The sequence below is a fragment of the Nostoc sp. MS1 genome (genome assembly GCF_019976755.1).
In the GTDB taxonomy this organism is placed as follows: domain Bacteria; phylum Cyanobacteriota; class Cyanobacteriia; order Cyanobacteriales; family Nostocaceae; genus Trichormus.
The window spans coordinates 1,305,238-1,322,438 of the sequence record NZ_AP023441.1 but is presented as its reverse complement, the minus strand read 5'-3'; the positions used below and the strand labels follow the sequence as shown (position 1 = coordinate 1,322,438).

General features: G+C 41.1%; 15 protein-coding genes. 8 read left to right on the top strand and 7 right to left on the bottom strand.

Annotated elements, in window-relative coordinates:
• Positions 1-46: 46 nt before the first annotated feature.
• On the bottom strand, positions 47-1,384 hold the full coding sequence (gene ctpB, locus NSMS1_RS05820) for a carboxyl-terminal processing protease CtpB (protein ID WP_224091846.1): 1,338 nt from the start codon (positions 1,382-1,384) through the stop codon (positions 47-49).
• Between the two features lie 323 nt (positions 1,385-1,707).
• Here ctpB and NSMS1_RS05815 point away from each other — a divergent pair, with 323 nt between their 5' ends.
• The gene (locus tag NSMS1_RS05815) at positions 1,708-2,406 is read left to right on the top strand and encodes a YdcF family protein (protein WP_224091844.1); all 699 of its coding nucleotides are present in this window, start codon (positions 1,708-1,710) and stop codon (positions 2,404-2,406) included.
• 118 nt (positions 2,407-2,524) lie between these two features.
• Here the strand turns inward: NSMS1_RS05815 and NSMS1_RS05810 are convergent, their stop codons facing one another.
• From NSMS1_RS05810 to NSMS1_RS05795, 4 genes are read right to left on the bottom strand one after another with little or no spacing between them, the layout of a single operon-like run.
• The gene (locus tag NSMS1_RS05810; RefSeq protein WP_224091842.1) at positions 2,525-4,909 is read right to left on the bottom strand and encodes a single-stranded-DNA-specific exonuclease RecJ; all 2,385 of its coding nucleotides are present in this window, start codon (positions 4,907-4,909) and stop codon (positions 2,525-2,527) included.
• Between the two features lie 59 nt (positions 4,910-4,968).
• Positions 4,969-5,610 carry a GNAT family N-acetyltransferase gene (locus NSMS1_RS05805; RefSeq protein ID WP_224091841.1) on the bottom strand — a complete coding sequence of 214 codons (642 nt, stop codon included), beginning with the start codon at positions 5,608-5,610 and terminating at the stop codon, positions 4,969-4,971.
• Positions 5,603-6,064: a hypothetical protein gene (locus NSMS1_RS05800; protein WP_224091840.1), complete on the bottom strand. Its 462-nt coding sequence runs from the start codon at positions 6,062-6,064 to the stop codon at positions 5,603-5,605. Before NSMS1_RS05800 ends, NSMS1_RS05805 begins: the two co-directional genes overlap by 8 nt.
• A 21-nt stretch (positions 6,065-6,085) precedes the next feature.
• Positions 6,086-6,910: a PD-(D/E)XK nuclease family protein gene (locus NSMS1_RS05795; RefSeq protein WP_224091839.1), complete on the bottom strand. Its 825-nt coding sequence runs from the start codon at positions 6,908-6,910 to the stop codon at positions 6,086-6,088.
• Between the two features lie 141 nt (positions 6,911-7,051).
• Here NSMS1_RS05795 and NSMS1_RS05790 point away from each other — a divergent pair, with 141 nt between their 5' ends.
• The gene (locus tag NSMS1_RS05790; protein WP_224091838.1) at positions 7,052-9,292 is read left to right on the top strand and encodes an EAL domain-containing protein; all 2,241 of its coding nucleotides are present in this window, start codon (positions 7,052-7,054) and stop codon (positions 9,290-9,292) included.
• A gap of 754 nt (positions 9,293-10,046) precedes the next feature.
• On the opposite strand, the gene NSMS1_RS05785 is transcribed toward NSMS1_RS05790, so the two are convergent.
• Positions 10,047-11,006, bottom strand: a complete 960-nt coding sequence (locus tag NSMS1_RS05785; RefSeq protein WP_224091837.1) for an aldo/keto reductase — start codon at positions 11,004-11,006, stop codon at positions 10,047-10,049.
• Between the two features lie 79 nt (positions 11,007-11,085).
• On the opposite strand from NSMS1_RS05785, the gene NSMS1_RS05780 reads away from it, so the two are divergent.
• Both NSMS1_RS05780 and NSMS1_RS05775 read left to right on the top strand, forming a co-directional pair.
• Positions 11,086-11,685 (top strand): DUF1802 family protein, encoded by a 600-nt coding sequence (locus tag NSMS1_RS05780; RefSeq protein WP_411908665.1) that lies wholly within the window; start codon positions 11,086-11,088, stop codon positions 11,683-11,685.
• A gap of 383 nt (positions 11,686-12,068) precedes the next feature.
• Positions 12,069-12,332, top strand: a complete 264-nt coding sequence (locus NSMS1_RS05775; RefSeq protein ID WP_224091836.1) for a hypothetical protein — start codon at positions 12,069-12,071, stop codon at positions 12,330-12,332.
• Between the two features lie 60 nt (positions 12,333-12,392).
• On the opposite strand, the gene ggt is transcribed toward NSMS1_RS05775, so the two are convergent.
• Entirely contained in the window at positions 12,393-14,162 is a 1,770-nt protein-coding gene (gene ggt / locus NSMS1_RS05770) for a gamma-glutamyltransferase (RefSeq protein WP_224091835.1), read from the bottom strand.
• 125 nt (positions 14,163-14,287) lie between these two features.
• Here ggt and NSMS1_RS05765 point away from each other — a divergent pair, with 125 nt between their 5' ends.
• The 4 genes from NSMS1_RS05765 (at position 14,288) to NSMS1_RS05750 (ending at position 17,189) form a co-directional block, all read left to right on the top strand.
• Positions 14,288-14,599 (top strand): DUF1778 domain-containing protein, encoded by a 312-nt coding sequence (locus NSMS1_RS05765; RefSeq protein ID WP_224091834.1) that lies wholly within the window; start codon positions 14,288-14,290, stop codon positions 14,597-14,599.
• The gene (locus NSMS1_RS05760; RefSeq protein WP_224091833.1) at positions 14,600-15,115 is read left to right on the top strand and encodes a GNAT family N-acetyltransferase; all 516 of its coding nucleotides are present in this window, start codon (positions 14,600-14,602) and stop codon (positions 15,113-15,115) included.
• A 142-nt stretch (positions 15,116-15,257) separates the two neighbouring features.
• Positions 15,258-16,895, top strand: a complete 1,638-nt coding sequence (locus NSMS1_RS05755) for an alpha/beta hydrolase (RefSeq protein WP_224091832.1) — start codon at positions 15,258-15,260, stop codon at positions 16,893-16,895.
• Between the two features lie 156 nt (positions 16,896-17,051).
• Positions 17,052-17,189: a photosystem II reaction center protein K gene (locus NSMS1_RS05750; protein WP_006195022.1), complete on the top strand. Its 138-nt coding sequence runs from the start codon at positions 17,052-17,054 to the stop codon at positions 17,187-17,189.
• Positions 17,190-17,201: the final 12 nt, after the last annotated feature.

The window sequence follows — 17,201 nt, the reverse complement described above, 5'->3', positions numbered from 1 at the left end:
AACTGATTATATGAACACCCGTAACTAATCACTCGCAAGGAGAGGTTTAAAACTTCAATTCCCTTGCTCCCAGGCTCATAGATGGATTGGTTTGGTTAAGGGGAGGACGGGCAAAGTTATTACTAGATAATGCTGCGATCGCACGAGCATATTGAGGATCGTTCTGAGTGCCAATCAGTTGAGGATTGGATGCTAGTTGACGTTCCTGTGCTTCGGTTAGCTCTAGTTTGATATCTGGGGCGATACCTTTGTGGTTGATGTCTGTACCTTTGGGGGTGTAGTAGTGAGCGATGGTGACTGCTAAACCAGAACCGTCTGGTAGTTCATGAACTGATTGCACCAAGGCTTTACCGAAGGTTTGAGAGCCAACAACTACGGCGCGTTTATTATCCTTGAGCGCACCTGTCAAAATTTCACTGGCGCTTGCCGAGTTACCATCTACCAATACGGCCAAAGGAAGTTTTGTTAAGGCAGTGCGGTTAGCCTTCATGTCCTCGTTAACTCCCTGACGGTTAACTGTACGGACAATGCCGCCATCCTCTAACCACATCCGCGCAATTTCAACACTGGCTTGCAATAAACCACCGGGATTACCGCGCAAATCTAGGACGTAAGAATCTACTTTTTGTGCATTCAAGTTACGGATAGCGCGTTCCATTTGCTCGGAAGCGTGGGCGCTAAATTCCCGTAGACGAATGTAACCAACCCGACGGTTTCCTTCTTGTTTGAGGTTGTAGCTGACGGTTGGGACTTCTATTTTGGCTCTTGTAAGTTTTAAATCGACGGTGCTGTTGCCAGTACGTCCTAGACGTAAGGTGATGGGAGTGCCTTCTTTACCACGAATTAATTTAGAGGCATCATCCACTTTCATTTGATGAGTGGATTTACCATCAATTGCTAATATTTCATCCCCAGCTTTGATCCCAGCTTTCAATGCGGGAGAGTTTTCTATAGCTTCCAATACAGTCAGCCGCTTGGTTGTTTCATTTAGTTCCATGCGGATGCCGATACCGGAGACTTCCCCAGAAGTTTGATTGGTAAGAGATTCAAACTGTTGAGGGTCCATGAATCTTGTATATGGATCGTTGAGCTTTTGTAAAGCTTCCCGAATTGCCACATACGCTTCTTCTTTAGATGTATATTCTTTACTTAATAAATTTTTTCTGACTGCCAGCCAATCTTGTTGATTAAACTTGCCATCAACATATTCACTATTTACTAATTGCCATACTTGATCTACCACCGCTTTAGGGCTATCTTGTAAGGCAGCGCGAACGCTGCGAGTCCAAGCGGGGCCAAATAAGGATACAGTTGCTGTTGTAGCGATCGCCCCTCCAATCATGGCAATTTGGAGCAGCGAGTGATTTTTCGCAGATGAGTTCATGTATATCAGCAGGAATCTATGGTGATTTTGACAGTTTAGCAATCAGACTTTCGGACAATTCTTAAGTTTTGATAATTAATTTTCAGCTACACTCCCCACATTAATTATCCTCTTGAAACTAGGCGTAAGTTTTACGTTACTTTATTAACAATCATTACTGTTTTGTAATTTTCTTGCTCAGTCTAATCCAGCATTATGACAATAGTGTGACAGTTTTGTTACCGTCATGTTTACACCCCATATTAATTTTCTAAGATAGCACTTCTTTGCGAGAATGAGCGGTCTTTTTTAGCTTAACCAACAAAGCCTTTTTATCTTGTCTCATGAGGCGCAAATTCACGATAAATTCATCAGTTCCCATAGGACAGAAACTCCAAAAAAAGTGGCGATTACTACAAAAACTTGTGTGGGTTTTATGTCTAGTGTTTGGCAGTTGGCTTGTCATCACTACTATAACCTTAGTTTCTGCATATTCCCAGCCTGTCGATGCTTTTTTTGTCCTTGGTGGTAGCATTAGAAGGGAAATTTATATTTCTCAAATAGCCAAACAATATCCACAAATTCCGATTTTAATTTCTCATGGTTCTCAAGACCCATGTATTAAGTTAATTTTTCAGCGCGAATTGGCAGATTTAGACAATGTTTGGCTGGAAAAGTGCGCTAATTCGACTTTTGAAAATTTCTACTATGGAGTACCAATTTTAAAGCGTTGGCGAGTCCATAAGGTGAAACTTATAACTTCGCCCACTCACCTACCCAGAGCCAAATGGATGGCACAGATCCTTTTAGGCGCTCATGGTATTTGGGTTGATGTTGAGGTTGTTAAAGAAAAGGGTGTTCCTGGCAATCGAGAATCTGTAATAAAAACAGGATTAGATGTCACCCGTAGTTTATTTTGGGCAGGTTTGAGTCAGATTATTCAGCCCCAATGCAAAGATGTGATTCAACTAAGCCAAGTTGATATGTCAGTTTGGCAGCGTCGAGGCTTTAAATGTGAACGTCAAGGGAATTTGGGGAGATGAGGGAGTAGAGGAGATGAGGGAGTAGAGGAGATGAGGGAGTAGAGGAGATGAGGGAGTAGAGGAGATGAGGGAGAGAATAATTATTACTGTCAACTGTCAACTGTCAACTGTCAACTGACTAATTAGTCTCATAACTAGCGATCGCCATAATAGTAGACAAAGGCACTTCGGCAAAATAGTTCTGCTGGAATTGTTCTTCGCTGATGGCTGCTTGAAACTCGGCAATAGCTGCATCAGCATTGCTTTCTTGGAAACTGTCAGCATCCCAGCTAAATTGTAAAGAACGGTCTTGTCTTTTGACTGTGAATCCCCAATACTTTAAAGCTTTGATGCCTAAAAGTAAGCATCTATCACTAATCTTCAGTTTTTCTAAAATTTGCGTGCGGGTAGCTAATTGATTTGTGCGACTGAGGTATTTGGCAATACCAACTAGGGTAAACCAGATTTCTTGCGGTGGTTGGTGCTGGGGTTGTGACCAAGCTAGAACTAGTTGTTGATTATTGTAAAGCGATCGCCTCCACCAAGCGCGTAAATCGTCCCAGTTGGTGGGGCATTCTTGGAGGATGAGGGAGTGGATAGAGACGCGATTAATCGCGTCTGTACTGGGGAGTTGGGAGTGGGGGGGGAGGTTACGCCAGTCGAGGATGTGGGTTGAGTGGTGGGTTTTGAGTTCTGAGTTGGCGTTGGGACGGACGGCAATTAATCTGATTTCGTAGCGTTTTTTATAGGTGTTGTAGTCTAGTTCGGCTATACAATCACATTTACCTATGGGTAATTCGTCTTTATAATGACCCCACCAAATACCAGGGAAGGGATTTTTACCAGAGTCGTCGCGGATATCAAATTCGGTTTTAATATACTGTACTTTTTTTCCTTGCCAATCTTGTTGATTGCGATGCCACGCATTTTCAAACCAGCAGTTTTGAATCAAAAGTTTGGGAACAGGGTTTCCCATACCGCATGGTTCTAAGAGTTTCAGTTCTAAAAATAATTCTTTACCTAAGTCTGCAACTGTGACTGCAATATCTGCTTGCACTGTTGGGGTTAAGTTCACACTCCCCAAAGTTTGCCGTAGTTGCTGGTTAATTGCTTGGGTAAATAAAGGAATATTTTCTGCTAACAAACTCAACCCAGCCGCAAAGGGATGTCCGCCAAAGCGATGTAATAAATGTGCTTGTTTTTTTACCAATTGGTACAAATCAACAGAGTTGACTGAACGAGCCGAACCACGGGCGAGGGGAGATGAGGGGGATGAGGGAGTATCTTTTAATATATCTCCCCCTACTCCCCCCACTTCCCCCACTCCCTCAGTACTTAACAAAATCGTTGGGCGACCTGTCTCTTGGGCTACTTGTCCGGCGACTAAACCGAGTACACCTACAGGCCATTGGGTATCTTCTAGGACGATGACGCTGGTGGTTGATAGGTCTAGTTGTGTGAGTTTTTGAGTTACTTGTGCTTGTACGTCTTTCTGTAAGGACTTACGCCGGGTGTTTGCTAGTTCTGTAATTTCGGCTAATTGATGACAACGATTAATGTCTCGACTGGTTAGGAGTTCTACACAGAAACTTGCATCGCCTTGAATACGGCTAACTGCGTTAATGCGTGGCCCTAGACCGAAGGAAATATCTGTGGGGCGATCGCCACTTCTCTGGCACAATTCTAATAATCGTCCTACCCCTGGTCTGCGTCTGGCGGCTGGTGGTTGTTGAAAATCGGCTTGTAATCTTTGGATGCCCAACTGTGCTAAATAACGACAATCGCCACTAAGTTGTACTAAGTCGGCAATTAAACCTACTGCGACTAAATCTAATAAATCTTCTAAAGGATTTTTGGGTATATCAGGTAAGGTTTGATAAAGAGCTTCTATTAACTTATAAGCTACACCCACGCCCGATAAATGAAACAACGGATGTTCATTAGGTAAATAGCGGGGGTTAATAATTGCGATGACTGGTGGACGTTCTACAGGTAAAGTGTGGTGGTCTGTAACTATGACATCTATACCTAATTTTTGGGCGTATATAATTTCATCAATATTTGTGCTGCCTGTGTCACAAGTAACAATTAAAGTAAAACCTTTACTCGCTAAATCATCAATACCTGATTCATTCAAACCGTGAGATTCTTTCAAGCGATTGGGAATGTAATAACCTAACTTTTGATGTTGTGGGAAAAATTGCCCCAACCCATCCCAAAGAACAGCCGTGGAAGTAATACCATCAGCATCAAAGTCTCCCCAAATCGCCACTTTTTCCCCAGCTTGCAATGCCTGTTTTAATCTTGCTACCCCTAACTGCATTTCCTGCCCAAACTCAAATGGGCTGGCTGGTTGATAAGTTTTATAGTTAATAAATGCTGCTAATTGTGATTCTTCTTTAATGCCTCTTTGCCATAATAGTTGTGCTGCATATGTTCCTTGAGAATTTGTAGGTGCATACTTTTTCACTGCTTGGATAAACCAATCGGGTGGTTGTTCAGTTGCTGTTAAAATCCACTGCATTTTTTAATTCAAATTAGCAGACATCAGTTTACTCAAAAGGTACGTTTTATTTAATCTAGCTAAATCGGACTTGGTTCATCGTTACTTGGCGTTTCTTTAATTAAAGGATTAATAACTACTTCGTTAGCGCCGCCATCTGCTTTACGCGCCCGAATAGCTGGACGAGAACGTCTATATCCGGCTCTTTCTGCTTTTTGGTGTTCGTAGTCAATTAGTCTGCCATAATATGGGTGTTTGCTTAAATTCATTGATAAGAAGATATGTTGGCGAATATTGCCGAAACCTTTGCGGTTGAAAAATTTAACGGCTGGTGTGTTGGTAGGGTCAGTATCTACTAACATAAATCTTGCGCCATCTTCAATCATCCGAGCGACAACTTTATCAACTAATTTATCAGCGACTCCCTGACGTTGAAATTTTGGGTTCACTCCTAACCATAAAATATAGCCATAAGTCCAAGATGCTTTGGTAATAATAGTGCCTAGAATAAATCCTGCTAGTTCGCCATCTGTTTCTGCAACTAAACAGTATTCTGGGTCTGTGTTATAAAGTCCAATTACCTCCCATTCGTCCCAAGTGCGGTAAAGGTAAGGATATAAATCACTGGTAAATAATTCTTCTCCCAAATGGTATACAGGAGCAATATCATCTATTCCTAATTCTCGCACATAAATGATATCAGTTTCATCAAAGTTATTCATAAATATTACTATCAATTTTTTTATTTTTAAAGGCTGTGTAAGTAGCAGCTAGAGGAATCATAAATAATATAAAAAATGCTACATTGAGAACAGCATTTTGCCAGAATCCACTTGCTAAAGAAAAAGAAGTATCTATGCTGAACCAAGCAACTACTGATGTTAACATGGAGAACCATCCTTCAATTTTCTCATGACGAAATGGCTGCCAAAGAATGTAAAATAAAGCTACACTCCAGCCAATCATCACAGCACCAAGAAGACCATACAGGAATTTAATGTATGTATATGCTTCATTACTAAAGTTAGTGTGTGCTGGGATAGTGGAAAAGAACATTGCGTCAAAAAAATTCTGCATGAAACCTGGCGCAATAAGCAAACTCAAGCTGAAGATAATCACTCCACTGGTAACAATGATTAACCAGTACCACCAAAAACGAAACCATGAGTTTAGCATTTAATTTCTTAGCCTCAATTGCTATAGTGATACTTCTTGAATCACTTCAAGACTAGCTGGAACTGTACTAATTGTCTCTTCTGTTATTGCTGTACGATGGGCTACGCCCCGCCGTTGGCGAACGCACTTTTTAGCAAATTGGCAATATTCACAAGTCTTACTATGTTCTGGAATTTGGGGAAATAACTCCCCATGTTGATAATTGTTCAGCCAAATAGTTAATTGATTTAATAGTTGGTTTAGGTTTTTTGCTGTTTGTTTGTGTAAGCTATCACTGTAAGTAAATTGAATGTTTTGTGGTTTGCCTTGAGATTGTACAAACCAGTAGGTCATAGAAATATTTTCCGGTAAGTATTCGCTAGTTTCAGCTAATACATACATATATAAGCGTGTTTGCCAATTTTTAGATAGCTTGCGTTTGTCTGGTGGTTTGGGATATGTTTTCCAGTCTAAAATTTGGGCTTGTTGATTATCGGCAATTAATAAATCATAGATAACTGTGAGTAGATAATCTTGAACTTGTAGGGTGCGATAGTGTTCACTCTCACGGAAGGTTGGTCTATCGGTTGCAGGTGTGAGAATTTCTGGTGCTGCATCCGCAAAAGCAGACATCCATTTTTTGAGTTGGGGATCAGCTTGTAAAAAACTATTAATTGGTAGACCCATTTCTCTTTGCTGCATAAGCAGGTGAAAGCGACTACCTAAAGTTTGTCGTTCCTCATGTTCAGGATTTGCTGGTGAATTGAGTTGTTCTAAGTAAGCGTGTTGAAATTTACGCGGACAGGTTTCGAGTAAATTCAAATGTCCTTGGGACAGGCGTAATAATTGAGTGTGAGTTGTCAGCATTCTTTTATTTTAGAAGCGATCGCTTAGTTATAACTCAGATGAGTTTTGACATATATAGCACTCACCCAAGAGTAGCCTTTTGATTAGCAGATGCTTTGGGAATACTAAGTCAATGAGGTTGAGTAAAGTATTGATTTAATTATGAGTGAAGCATCTTCAGGCGCTAAAACTTGTTTTTGTCGTTATCTTAAATCGTGTCAGCGTCAACAAGCAGGTAAACTTTTTCTCTGGTTCCCTACTCAACACACCCTGAAAAAAGTTACTGACTACCTACAGCAGTTAGCTATTAAATATGAATCAATGGATGAGCGTGCAGGTTTGAGTTTGTACTGTCAAGCCGGACAAGCACAAGAAGTTGCTCTTAAATTGTCTCAAATCCTGACGCACATAGAACTAAAAGAAACGCAAGTTCTGTTTATTAAAGGGAAGACTCAACCTAAACTGCCAGATTTTAGTGAAATTGGTTCATTGCAACGTTTTATTAAATTCACTGAGTCCGACTGGTTGATAGAAATGATGGCGAAGGAACGCTTCACCACACATTTCCAACCCATTGTTTCCATGAGAAATACATCGGAAATTTATGGATATGAAGCACTATTACGCGGAATAGACGAACAGGGCAATTTAATTGCGCCATCTCCTATCATAGAATTGGCAACCGAAGCTGGACTTCTACCTCAATTCGACCGCATTGCGCGTCTCAGCACTATTGCTCAATTCAGTCGTTATCAACTAAGTGAAAAAATATTCATCAATTTTGCACCTACAGCGCTTTATGACCCCGTATCTTGTCTACGTTCTACGGTAGAAGCTATTGATAAAGCAGGTATTTCTCATGAACGGGTTGTCTTTGAAGTTGTAGAATCAGACAGTCCGCAAAATTTAGAACACCTCAAGGCTGTTCTTAAATATTACCGAGATGCAGGCTTTTCCATTGCTCTTGATGACATTGGTTCCGGTTACTCTAGTCTGAACTTATTACATCAGTTACGTCCAGACTTAATTAAATTGGATATGGAGTTAACCAGAAATGTCCATCTAGACCCCTACAAAGCTTCAATTACGGAAAAACTATTAGAAATTGCCCAAAAATTAGATATCCAGACTGTGGCTGAAGGGATTGAGTGTATTGAAGAACTGAATTGGTTGCAAGAACGAGGTGCAACTTTTGCTCAAGGTTATTTAATTGCTAAACCTAGTCCTATACCTGTTACAACTACACCTCAGTTGGAAACAAAGTCGCCTGTAGTATTGCACTCTAATCAGCAGGTTCGACAAATTGTTCAAAACCAAAGTGAGTCTGAAAAAATTGTGGCGGCTGTGACGCAACGCATTCGTCAATCATTACATTTGGAAGAAATTCTGCAAACTACAGCAGATGAACTAAGACAATTATTTGAGGTAGATAGAGTATTAATTTATCAGTTTAAGCCAGACTGGAGTGGGTTTGTGGCTGTAGAATCTGTAGCTGAAGGATGCTTATCTATCTTAGGATTTCAGGTGATGGATACATGCTTTCAAGCTACTCAAGGAACTTATTATCAACAAGGCCATACTAAAGCGACTGAAGATATCGAAAATGCTGAACTTACGCCTTGTCATCTCGACTTGTTGCGGAGTTTGCAAATTCGCGCCAACTTAGTTGTACCCATTTTGCAAAAAGAACGCTTATGGGGACTGTTAATTGCTCATCAATGTCGCAGTACTAGACAATGGCAACAATCAGAGATTAATCTATTTAAACAGTTGGCGGGGCAAGCTGCGATCGCTATTCACCAATCAGAACTTTACCAGCAACTCCAACAAGCTAACCAAGAATTACAACGTCTTGCATCTTTAGATGGTCTAACTCAAATTGCCAATCGACGTTGTTTTGATAATAGGCTCACAGTAGAATGGGAGCAATTAGCACAAGAGCAAGCTTTTTTATCTTTAATTTTGTGTGATATCGACTTCTTTAAGCTTTATAACGATACATTAGGGCATTTAGCTGGAGATGATGTTATTAAATACGTAGCTGATGCTATCTCAAAAACAGTCGCCGAATCTAGTCATTTAGTCGCTCGTTATGGTGGAGAAGAGTTTGCAATTATTTTGCCTAATATTGATGCCCAAGGAGCTGTTGCTCTTGCCAAAGAAATTCAAACTAGTGTGAGTGCATTAAAACTCGCTCATCCCAGTTCTTTGATTGGTGAGTTTATTACATTAAGTTTTGGTATAGCTACTATTATCCCCAATCGCCAGTTATCTCCGCTCAATTTGATTGCTGCGGCTGACCAAGGACTCTATCAAGCAAAAGCAAAAGGTAGAAACTGTATATTCCAGGTTGCAGAGAATGTGGAACCGTCACGAAACGGCTCTTGCTTGCGGAAGGTGTAGGAACAAATAAAACTTGGCTTTCGCTCCACCCTACTAACCTGCGGATGTCCACTGATACCTAAAGGGTTATAAAAAAGCAGCCCACATCAGTGGGCTTGTCTATATTATTTAAAGTGCATAACGTACCCTAAATAAAATATTTCGGTTTCTTGAGTACGCCATCTTAAGCGGTAGCGTTATCCTAGTTTTTTTACTAGAGACTCAAGCGTAAATTATGACACTCCTTGCATTATCTATAATACTTTATCATTTCTTCATCAGCAAAATACCAAAATATTGAAAAACCTGATCTAGGTAGACCAGGCTTTTCAAATTCACAGGATTTCAAAGTGGTTAATGTAATAAGAGACTAGTTGAGAAGGTTTACAAATAGGGTGGGCGTAACAACTAACAAACTCAGCAATCTTTGTTTTTCCGCTTTAGGATTTGGCTTGGTCTGCTTTAGACTCTTTGCCACATCATATAAAAATATGCTGAAATTTGCTTGGGCTGATGACGGGCGACACCGAGTCATTTACCCTTTATGTTTGGTTTTGTTTGGTGTCTTGATATATAAGTTAGCACCTAGTTAGTAGTAAACAAGCGTTTGTTTACTAAAGTTGATATTTTGTAGATTTTTGCAATAAAGGCTTAAAGCTTTGATCCCCAACTATCTTTTGTTGATAATTGGGGAGATGTGGTTTGATTACCGAGAGAGGGGGGTAGAAGAACTGTGGACTATTGACTATTGACTATGAACTATTGACTAATAAAATTACCAATTCCACATGACAGAACTATCATCAAGATGGTCGGTGACAATACGACCGATCGCATCAATTTCGCTCAGTTCCTCGGTAGATAATTGGATATTGCCAGCTTGGGCGTTGTCTTTGGCTTGTTCAGGATAGCGTGCGCCGGCGATGGCATTTGTTTGGGGTTGGGAAATTAACCAAGCTAATGCTAACTGTGCCAAAGTTGCATGATGGCGTTCAGCGATGGGACGCAGTTTATCTAACGCTTGTTGGGCGCGTTCAAAGTTTTCTCCTTGAAATAGTTTATTTTTCGCACGGTTATCTGCTGGATCAAATTTTTGTCCACGAGTAAACTTACCTGTAAGCAATCCTTGGGCTAGGGGTGAATAAGCCACAATGGAGATATTATTTTCTACACAGTATGGCGCTATTTCCTTTTCTACTTGTCGCCAAAATAATGAGTAAGGAGGTTGTAAGCTATCAATCCTACCGTACTGTGAAGCCTCGGCTAATTGGGTGCGGGAGAAGTTGGAAACACCAATGGCGCGAATCTTACCTTGTTCTTTCAAGTGGTTAAGAGCGCTCATGGTTTCCTCTATGGGAACGATTTCACTATTGAACGCACCAGAGGGCCAATGAATTTGATATAAGTCGATATAATCAGTCTTGAGATTTTTGAGGGAGCGATCGCAAGCCGCAATCACTTGGTCATACTTGAGATGGTTAGCGAAAACTTTAGTTGCATATTCTACTTGGTCACGCACATCAGATAAAGCTTCGGCTATAATCCTTTCCGAATGTCCATCACCGTAGACTTCGGCTGTGTCAATTGTAGTGATTCCTGACTCATAAGCCGCACGGATAGTTTTAATTGAGTCCGCGTCTTCAATTCCTACCCACATTTTCTTCCCTGCTTGCCAAGTTCCCATGAGAATGGGTGAGATTTTGACATCAGATGTGCCTAGTGTTCGCTTTTGCATAAACGTTCTTTAATTCACTTCCCTGGATAGTTTTATACTTTAACGGTCTTAGCTTCAAATTAAATCAGAGTTCCAGTAGATGCCGATGCTGACACAATTTACTCAAACAGTGCATACTCTCAAAGAATGGGCTGTAGCCATCAACGCCTTAGAAAGTGGCAAAACAATTATGCTGCTACGTAAAGGCGGTATCAAAGAAAAAAACGGACGCTTCCAAGTAGCTCACGAACAAGTTCTGCTTTATCCCACCTATGAACATCAACAGCCATCTTTACTCAAGGCTGAATATGCAAATCTTGTACAGCCAGTACCATCTGGTTGGCATCCCGAAACAGTGCGTATTGGCAGTTGGGCGCAGATTACCGACATTCTACCCCTCAGTGATGAAGCAATTATCAAAGCCTTATTACCTTTTCACATTTGGAACGAGAATTTTATTAGCGATCGCTTAAACTGGAAACCACAACAACCAATATTCATTCTCCTCCTACGGACTTATAAACTATCCCAAGCCCAAGAAATTACGTATCTTCCAGAATATGGCGGTTGCAAATCCTGGATAGATATCACTGCACCCATCCAACTACTAGACTCCCAACCAGTTCTATCTGACTCTAACTATAGGCAGATGGTAGAGGAGGTTAAGGAAGTCATTAGTCAGTTGACAGTTGACAGTTGACAGTTATTAGTGGTTGTTTCTCCTTCTCTCACGTCTCCCCCTACTCCCTTATCTCCCTCTACCTCTACCGTCAAAACTCTTTTTTTGAAACAAAACTTAAATTATTTCCTAAAAAGTAGTTCTTGATACATATACTTATGAAGACCGCATATACCATTAAAAAAATCTTAATCTCAGGTGAAAGTCAGGTATAAAAGCCTTATCTGGCTTATAACCTTGATAAGTAATCTAAATATCCACTGTTTATTTAAGTAATTGTGCGGTTATAAATTGTGCATTAGTTGACATAACCTAAGAGGACAAAAATTATCCCACAAGGGTGATGCAACTATTGACAAAAGTCTGCCAATATGCAACATATGCCTTAAGCAAAGGAGTTTGCCATGTATCGACAAATGTGCTGGATATCTAAAAGTAGCGGTGATGGTGACAAAATTTTATATTTGCAAACTGCACCTAGCCAGCCGTGGCGACCATATACTCATTTTCCACAATTTTCAGTACCAGATTATCAGATTCCAGGTGGCTCCAAAGGTTGGGCAACCTATCAGAAGTTACTGAAAGCTGGTTGGACACTAGTTCCCAGCGCCCGCGCCAACGAATTTGGCAGCAGCGTTTATGCAGAATCAATGGTTAATGGTCAGTAATTATTCAGTTAACAGTTATCAGTTAACAGCGCTGCACTAAGCTTGTAGAAGTCTTATCAGTCATTTTGCTATGGGAATACCTTCGCCGCGTGGGTCAGCAGCGCCTTCTAAGTCGCCTGTTTTAGTGACGACGATCGCGTTAATATTGCCCCAAGGAATAATTTCTTTGACGTTATGTCCGCGTCGGCGTAAGTCTTGCAGGGTAAGTGCATCTAAACCCCAACTTTCTACTCGCAATTGATCGGGTAGCCACTGGTGATGTATGCGTGGGACAGATACAGCTGCACCAGCATCCATATTATATTCCAAAACATTGAGTATAACTTGCAAAACTTGAGTGATGATGGTGCTACCACCGGGCGCACCTACTACCATCCGCAGGCGTTCGTTCTCGGTGATGATGGTCGGTGTCATGCTGGATAGGGGAGTTTTCCGGGGTGCGATCGCATTGGCTTCGTTCCCTACTAGTCCGAATACATTAGGAACCCCTGGCGCAGCAGCAAAATCATCCATCTCATCGTTGAGCAAAATACCAGTTCCCGATGCAACGACCCCAGAACCAAACCCATAGTTAACGGTAAATGTGAGGCTGACTGCATTACGTTCATCATCAACGACATTGATGTGGCTAGTTTCGGGAGATTCATAGCCTGCATATATCCTTTGGGGAATCTCTGCTTGTCCAAACTTCTGTAAAATCTCTGGCGGGATGGGTTTGACTTGCGTTGAGGGTGTGGCTCTATCTGGATTGATTTCAGCGCGGCGCTTTTTGCCGTAGGCTGGACTAATCAGTGCTTGTAGGGGAATTTTGACAAAATCAGGGTCGCCTAAATATTGTGAGCGATCGCTGTAAGCAATTTTCATCGCTTCTGTTAATAAATGCAAAGCATTTGGGTGATGCCAACCCCAAGATTTTAAATCTGTGTCACCAATAATATTTAACATCTGTATGAGTAATACCCCACCTGATGATGGCGGTGGCATTGAGCAGATTTTAGCTTGACGAAAATTGCCACAGACAGGATTTCGCCAGATGGGTTTATAGCCTTTGAGGTCGGCTAGAGTAATTAGACCGCCATTTTTTGCCATGTCTGCGGCGATCGCATTAGCAATACTACCAGTGTAAAAGCTTTGGGGATTTTTGGCGATCGTTTCTAATGTGCGTGCTAAATCACGCTGTACCAATCTTTCCCCTGGTTGATAAAATTCGCCGTTACGAGTGAAGATTTCTCTAGCGGCTGGGTTGTTGAGAATTATTTGTTTACGAGTTTCATATACGGAAATAGAACGCCAAGTTGGTCTTTGACCGAGAATGAAACCATCTTTAGCAAGTGCGATCGCAGGTTTTACTACCTCGCTCCAAGGGAGCTTACCATAACGACGATGCACTTCATACATCCCAGCGATCGTTCCTGGTGTAGCCACCGCCAAATAACCGTTAACACTTGCATTCGGACGCACCTTACCTTGTGCATCCAAGTACATATTTCTCGTAGCCTTGAGGGGTGCGCGTTCCCGAAAGTCCAACGCCCTAATTTCTCCCGTTTTCTGGGAACGCATCAGTAAAAATCCCCCACCACCAATTCCGGCGGAAAACGGCTCAACTACAGAAATAGCAAAGGTTGTGGCTACTGCTGCATCAACTGCATTTCCACCCTTACGTAACATTTCCACCCCCGCCTGACTTGCCAAAGGATGGGCAGATACTACCATTCCACTCTTACTGCGTAGAGGTAAGGTAATAGTGGCAGAAACTATTTCACCGTAACAGAGAACCCCAAGGGAAAAGACGGTAAATACAACCTGCTTGGCTTTGGTAAGGGTAAGCATTTTATACTACTGCATACGATACTTTTAGCCTACAACCAATGGCTCCTACTGTTGACATTTCAGGAGAATGGCTTGATCATAAATTGTAAGGATAATTGCCGTACAAAAAAAATTAAAGCCTAATCATGGCTAATACAATGGATGGAAGCCGTAAGCAAAATTCAGCACGTTCTAAAGCTGAACGCTTAGAAGCACGTATAACCAAAGAGCAGAAAGAATTATTTCAGCGTGCTGCTGATATTCAGGGTCGAACACTCACAGATTTTGTTATCAGTAGTGTTCAGAAAATTGCAATTCAGGTTATTCAAGAAAATGAAATGATGATTTTAAGCAGACAAGACCAAGAAGTTTTTGTAGAAGCATTGCTTAATCCACCTGCACCTAATGCAAAATTGCGGGCTGCTGCTCAACGTTACAAACAAAATATGGGTGTGTAAGTGGCATTCTCTGATGCTTTTGAGAATTACTTCATAGAGCCGCTAGGAGAACATGACCGGGCGGTTTTTTGTTGTGGTATAGAAAAACTAGACCGTTATTTAAAACAACAAGCAAGACAAGATGCTCGTAAGCGTGTAGCTGCTCCCTTTGTATTAATTGAAAGAAGTTCAGGTTTAATCGTTGGTTACTATACACTGTCAGCAACAAGTATTAAATTTGACGAATTACCAAAAGAAATAAGTAAAAAATTACCAAAATACCCTATAGTACCCGCAACTCTTCTTGGTAGATTAGCAGTCGATCAAAACCATCGCCGAAAAGGTTTGGGAGAAATGCTATTACTGGATGCGCTTTATCGCAGTTTGCAAAGTGAAATTGCTACAATTGCTGTCATAGTCGAAGCTAAAGATCATAATGCTAGTTCTTTTTATGAGCATTATGGTTTTATTAAGTTTCCCAACTATTCACATCGGTTGTTTCTGATGATGGAGACGATCGCACAAATGTTTGCATAATTCTCAATGTTGTGGTTCCTGTGGTGATTGGGAACTTTTTTATACGAACTATCTTAGGCAATATTTCTTTTTTTAGATTACAGTAGCCAAATACACTGATATTAGCTATATTCCCGTAAGTGATACTATAGATAATATCTTTATGGGAATTTTTGGGAAAGGTATAAAAGTTTTTACAGGTCTTTTATCTACACTCACCGTTACACAGCTTTTAGCTATCAACACCCCAGTAAAAGCAGCCGAGACAATTGTAGTGCGGTTTGGGTTGTTTGCTGAATCGATTCCGGTGGCGGATTTACGAAAAGCGGCGGAGACTGGTGAATTTCCAAAAAGTTTAGACCTATTTACCAGCAGATTATCTCAACAACAACGCGGTAGGCTCATCAGAACGTTAAGGACAAGAGTACCTTTAAATGTAGTTACCATCAGTAGGTTACTGAATACGCAAATTGGCACAACTATTCTCAATGACCTTTCTACTGCGGTGACGCGCAAAGACCAAGCAGGTGCAACAGCTTTAAGAGCTAGTTTCGTTTTGGGTGCTAATGCACCAGGGGGACTTTCTGTTGTCAGCATTCTTGAGGCTTACCCCAGTAAAACGCTAGAAATTAACCTACCCCAAGCTTTACAAGTAGCGGGGAGTTTAAATAGTAGTTTCTGGCGTACACAACAGTATTTGGTGTCAATTAATAGCCTACTTGATCCCAGAAAACCGCAGATTGCTTTACCTTTTGACCCTAGCGAACCAGGGAATGCTCAAGTACAGGTACTCAACTTGAATTTGAATGATCAAAAACGCGATCGTCAAATTCCGGTTGACATTTACTGGTCAACAGCTGCAACTCAGGAAAAACCTATCATCATCTATACTCATGGGATGGGGTCAGTCCGCACAGATTTACGTTATCTAGCCCAACATTTAGCCTCTCACGGTTATATATTTGTAGCTCTAGAACATCCTGGTAGTAATCAGATACATACAGATTTGGCTCTTCAAGGTAAAACTCGGTTTTTACAACCCCAAGAGTTTTTAGACCGGCCTAAAGATGTCAGTTTTGTTTTGGATGAATTAGAAAAGCTCAACCAAACAAAGGGTAATCCTCTGCAAGGAAAACTGGCAACGAATAACACAATGGTTATAGGTTATTCTTTTGGTGGTGGTACGGCGTTATCACTGGCTGGAGCAGAGTTACAAATCACAGGAATAAAAGAACACTGTCAGAAAAAATTGGCAATTTTGAGCTTGGGAGAAACTCTGCAATGTGTTGCTCAAGAATTACCAGAAAAAAGCTATCAATTGCGGGATAACAGAATTAAACAGGTAATGGCTTTTAATCCCACAACTTCAATCATGTTTGGCGAAACTGGTTTAACCAAAGTGCAAATCCCGACGTTAATTGTTGCTAGTTCCGCAGATAAAACTACCCCAGCCTTAACAGAGCAAATTGTTGCATTTAGTAAAATCTCCTCACCGAAATGGTTAGTAGGAATAATTGGTGGTACACATTTGAGTGTCAAAGACCCCAGCACCACATTAGATCAAGTGAACCAACCCAATACACCTTTAACTGGTGGCGAAGTTGTTGGTGAACAAGCCACAGATGTACGTAGATTCATAAAAGCGATCGCCCTAGCAATGGCCGCACAACTCACACCAGAAGCCCAAAAATACGCCATCTTTCTCACCCCAGATTACGCTCAATTAGCCTCAACTAAAACCTTCCCCTTCCGCATAGTTACAGAAATTCCTCCTGGAACTGTTCCTATAGGTAAGCAATAAACTTTGGAGGAGGGAGATGTAGCTTGCTTCCCGTAGCTACGGATGGAACACAAGAGAGAATAACTGTGGACTATGGACTAATGATTAATGACTAATTCATGTTAAGATACATCTCAATTATGAATGCTGTGTTGGATTAGGTGGATTTTAACAAACATGGAAGCAGCTCTTTTACTCGCAAAATTGCCTGAAGCTTACCAAATTTTTGACCCTTTGGTAGACGTTCTCCCTGTAATTCCCGTTTTCTTTTTATTGCTTGCTTTCGTATGGCAAGCTGCTGTTGGATTTAGATAAGTTAAGCTTTAA

Bases quoted from the DNA above. Each gene is read 5' to 3' on its own strand.
- ctpB (WP_224091846.1), bottom strand. From the start codon at position 1,384: ATGAACTCATCTGCGAAAAATCACTCGCTGCTCCAAATTGCCATGATT.
- NSMS1_RS05795 (WP_224091839.1), bottom strand. From the start codon at position 6,910: ATGCTGACAACTCACACTCAATTATTACGCCTGTCCCAAGGACATTTG.
- NSMS1_RS05780 (WP_411908665.1), top strand. From the start codon at position 11,086: ATGCCGATGCTGACACAATTTACTCAAACAGTGCATACTCTCAAAGAA.
- NSMS1_RS05790 (WP_224091838.1), top strand. From the start codon at position 7,052: ATGAGTGAAGCATCTTCAGGCGCTAAAACTTGTTTTTGTCGTTATCTT.
- NSMS1_RS05805 (WP_224091841.1), bottom strand. From the start codon at position 5,610: ATGAATAACTTTGATGAAACTGATATCATTTATGTGCGAGAATTAGGA.
- ggt (WP_224091835.1), bottom strand. From the start codon at position 14,162: ATGCTTACCCTTACCAAAGCCAAGCAGGTTGTATTTACCGTCTTTTCC.
- NSMS1_RS05810 (WP_224091842.1), bottom strand. From the start codon at position 4,909: ATGCAGTGGATTTTAACAGCAACTGAACAACCACCCGATTGGTTTATC.
- NSMS1_RS05785 (WP_224091837.1), bottom strand. From the start codon at position 11,006: ATGCAAAAGCGAACACTAGGCACATCTGATGTCAAAATCTCACCCATT.
- NSMS1_RS05755 (WP_224091832.1), top strand. From the start codon at position 15,258: ATGGGAATTTTTGGGAAAGGTATAAAAGTTTTTACAGGTCTTTTATCT.
- NSMS1_RS05815 (WP_224091844.1), top strand. From the start codon at position 1,708: ATGAGGCGCAAATTCACGATAAATTCATCAGTTCCCATAGGACAGAAA.
- NSMS1_RS05750 (WP_006195022.1), top strand. From the start codon at position 17,052: ATGGAAGCAGCTCTTTTACTCGCAAAATTGCCTGAAGCTTACCAAATT.
- NSMS1_RS05775 (WP_224091836.1), top strand. From the start codon at position 12,069: ATGTATCGACAAATGTGCTGGATATCTAAAAGTAGCGGTGATGGTGAC.
- NSMS1_RS05765 (WP_224091834.1), top strand. From the start codon at position 14,288: ATGGCTAATACAATGGATGGAAGCCGTAAGCAAAATTCAGCACGTTCT.
- NSMS1_RS05800 (WP_224091840.1), bottom strand. From the start codon at position 6,064: ATGCTAAACTCATGGTTTCGTTTTTGGTGGTACTGGTTAATCATTGTT.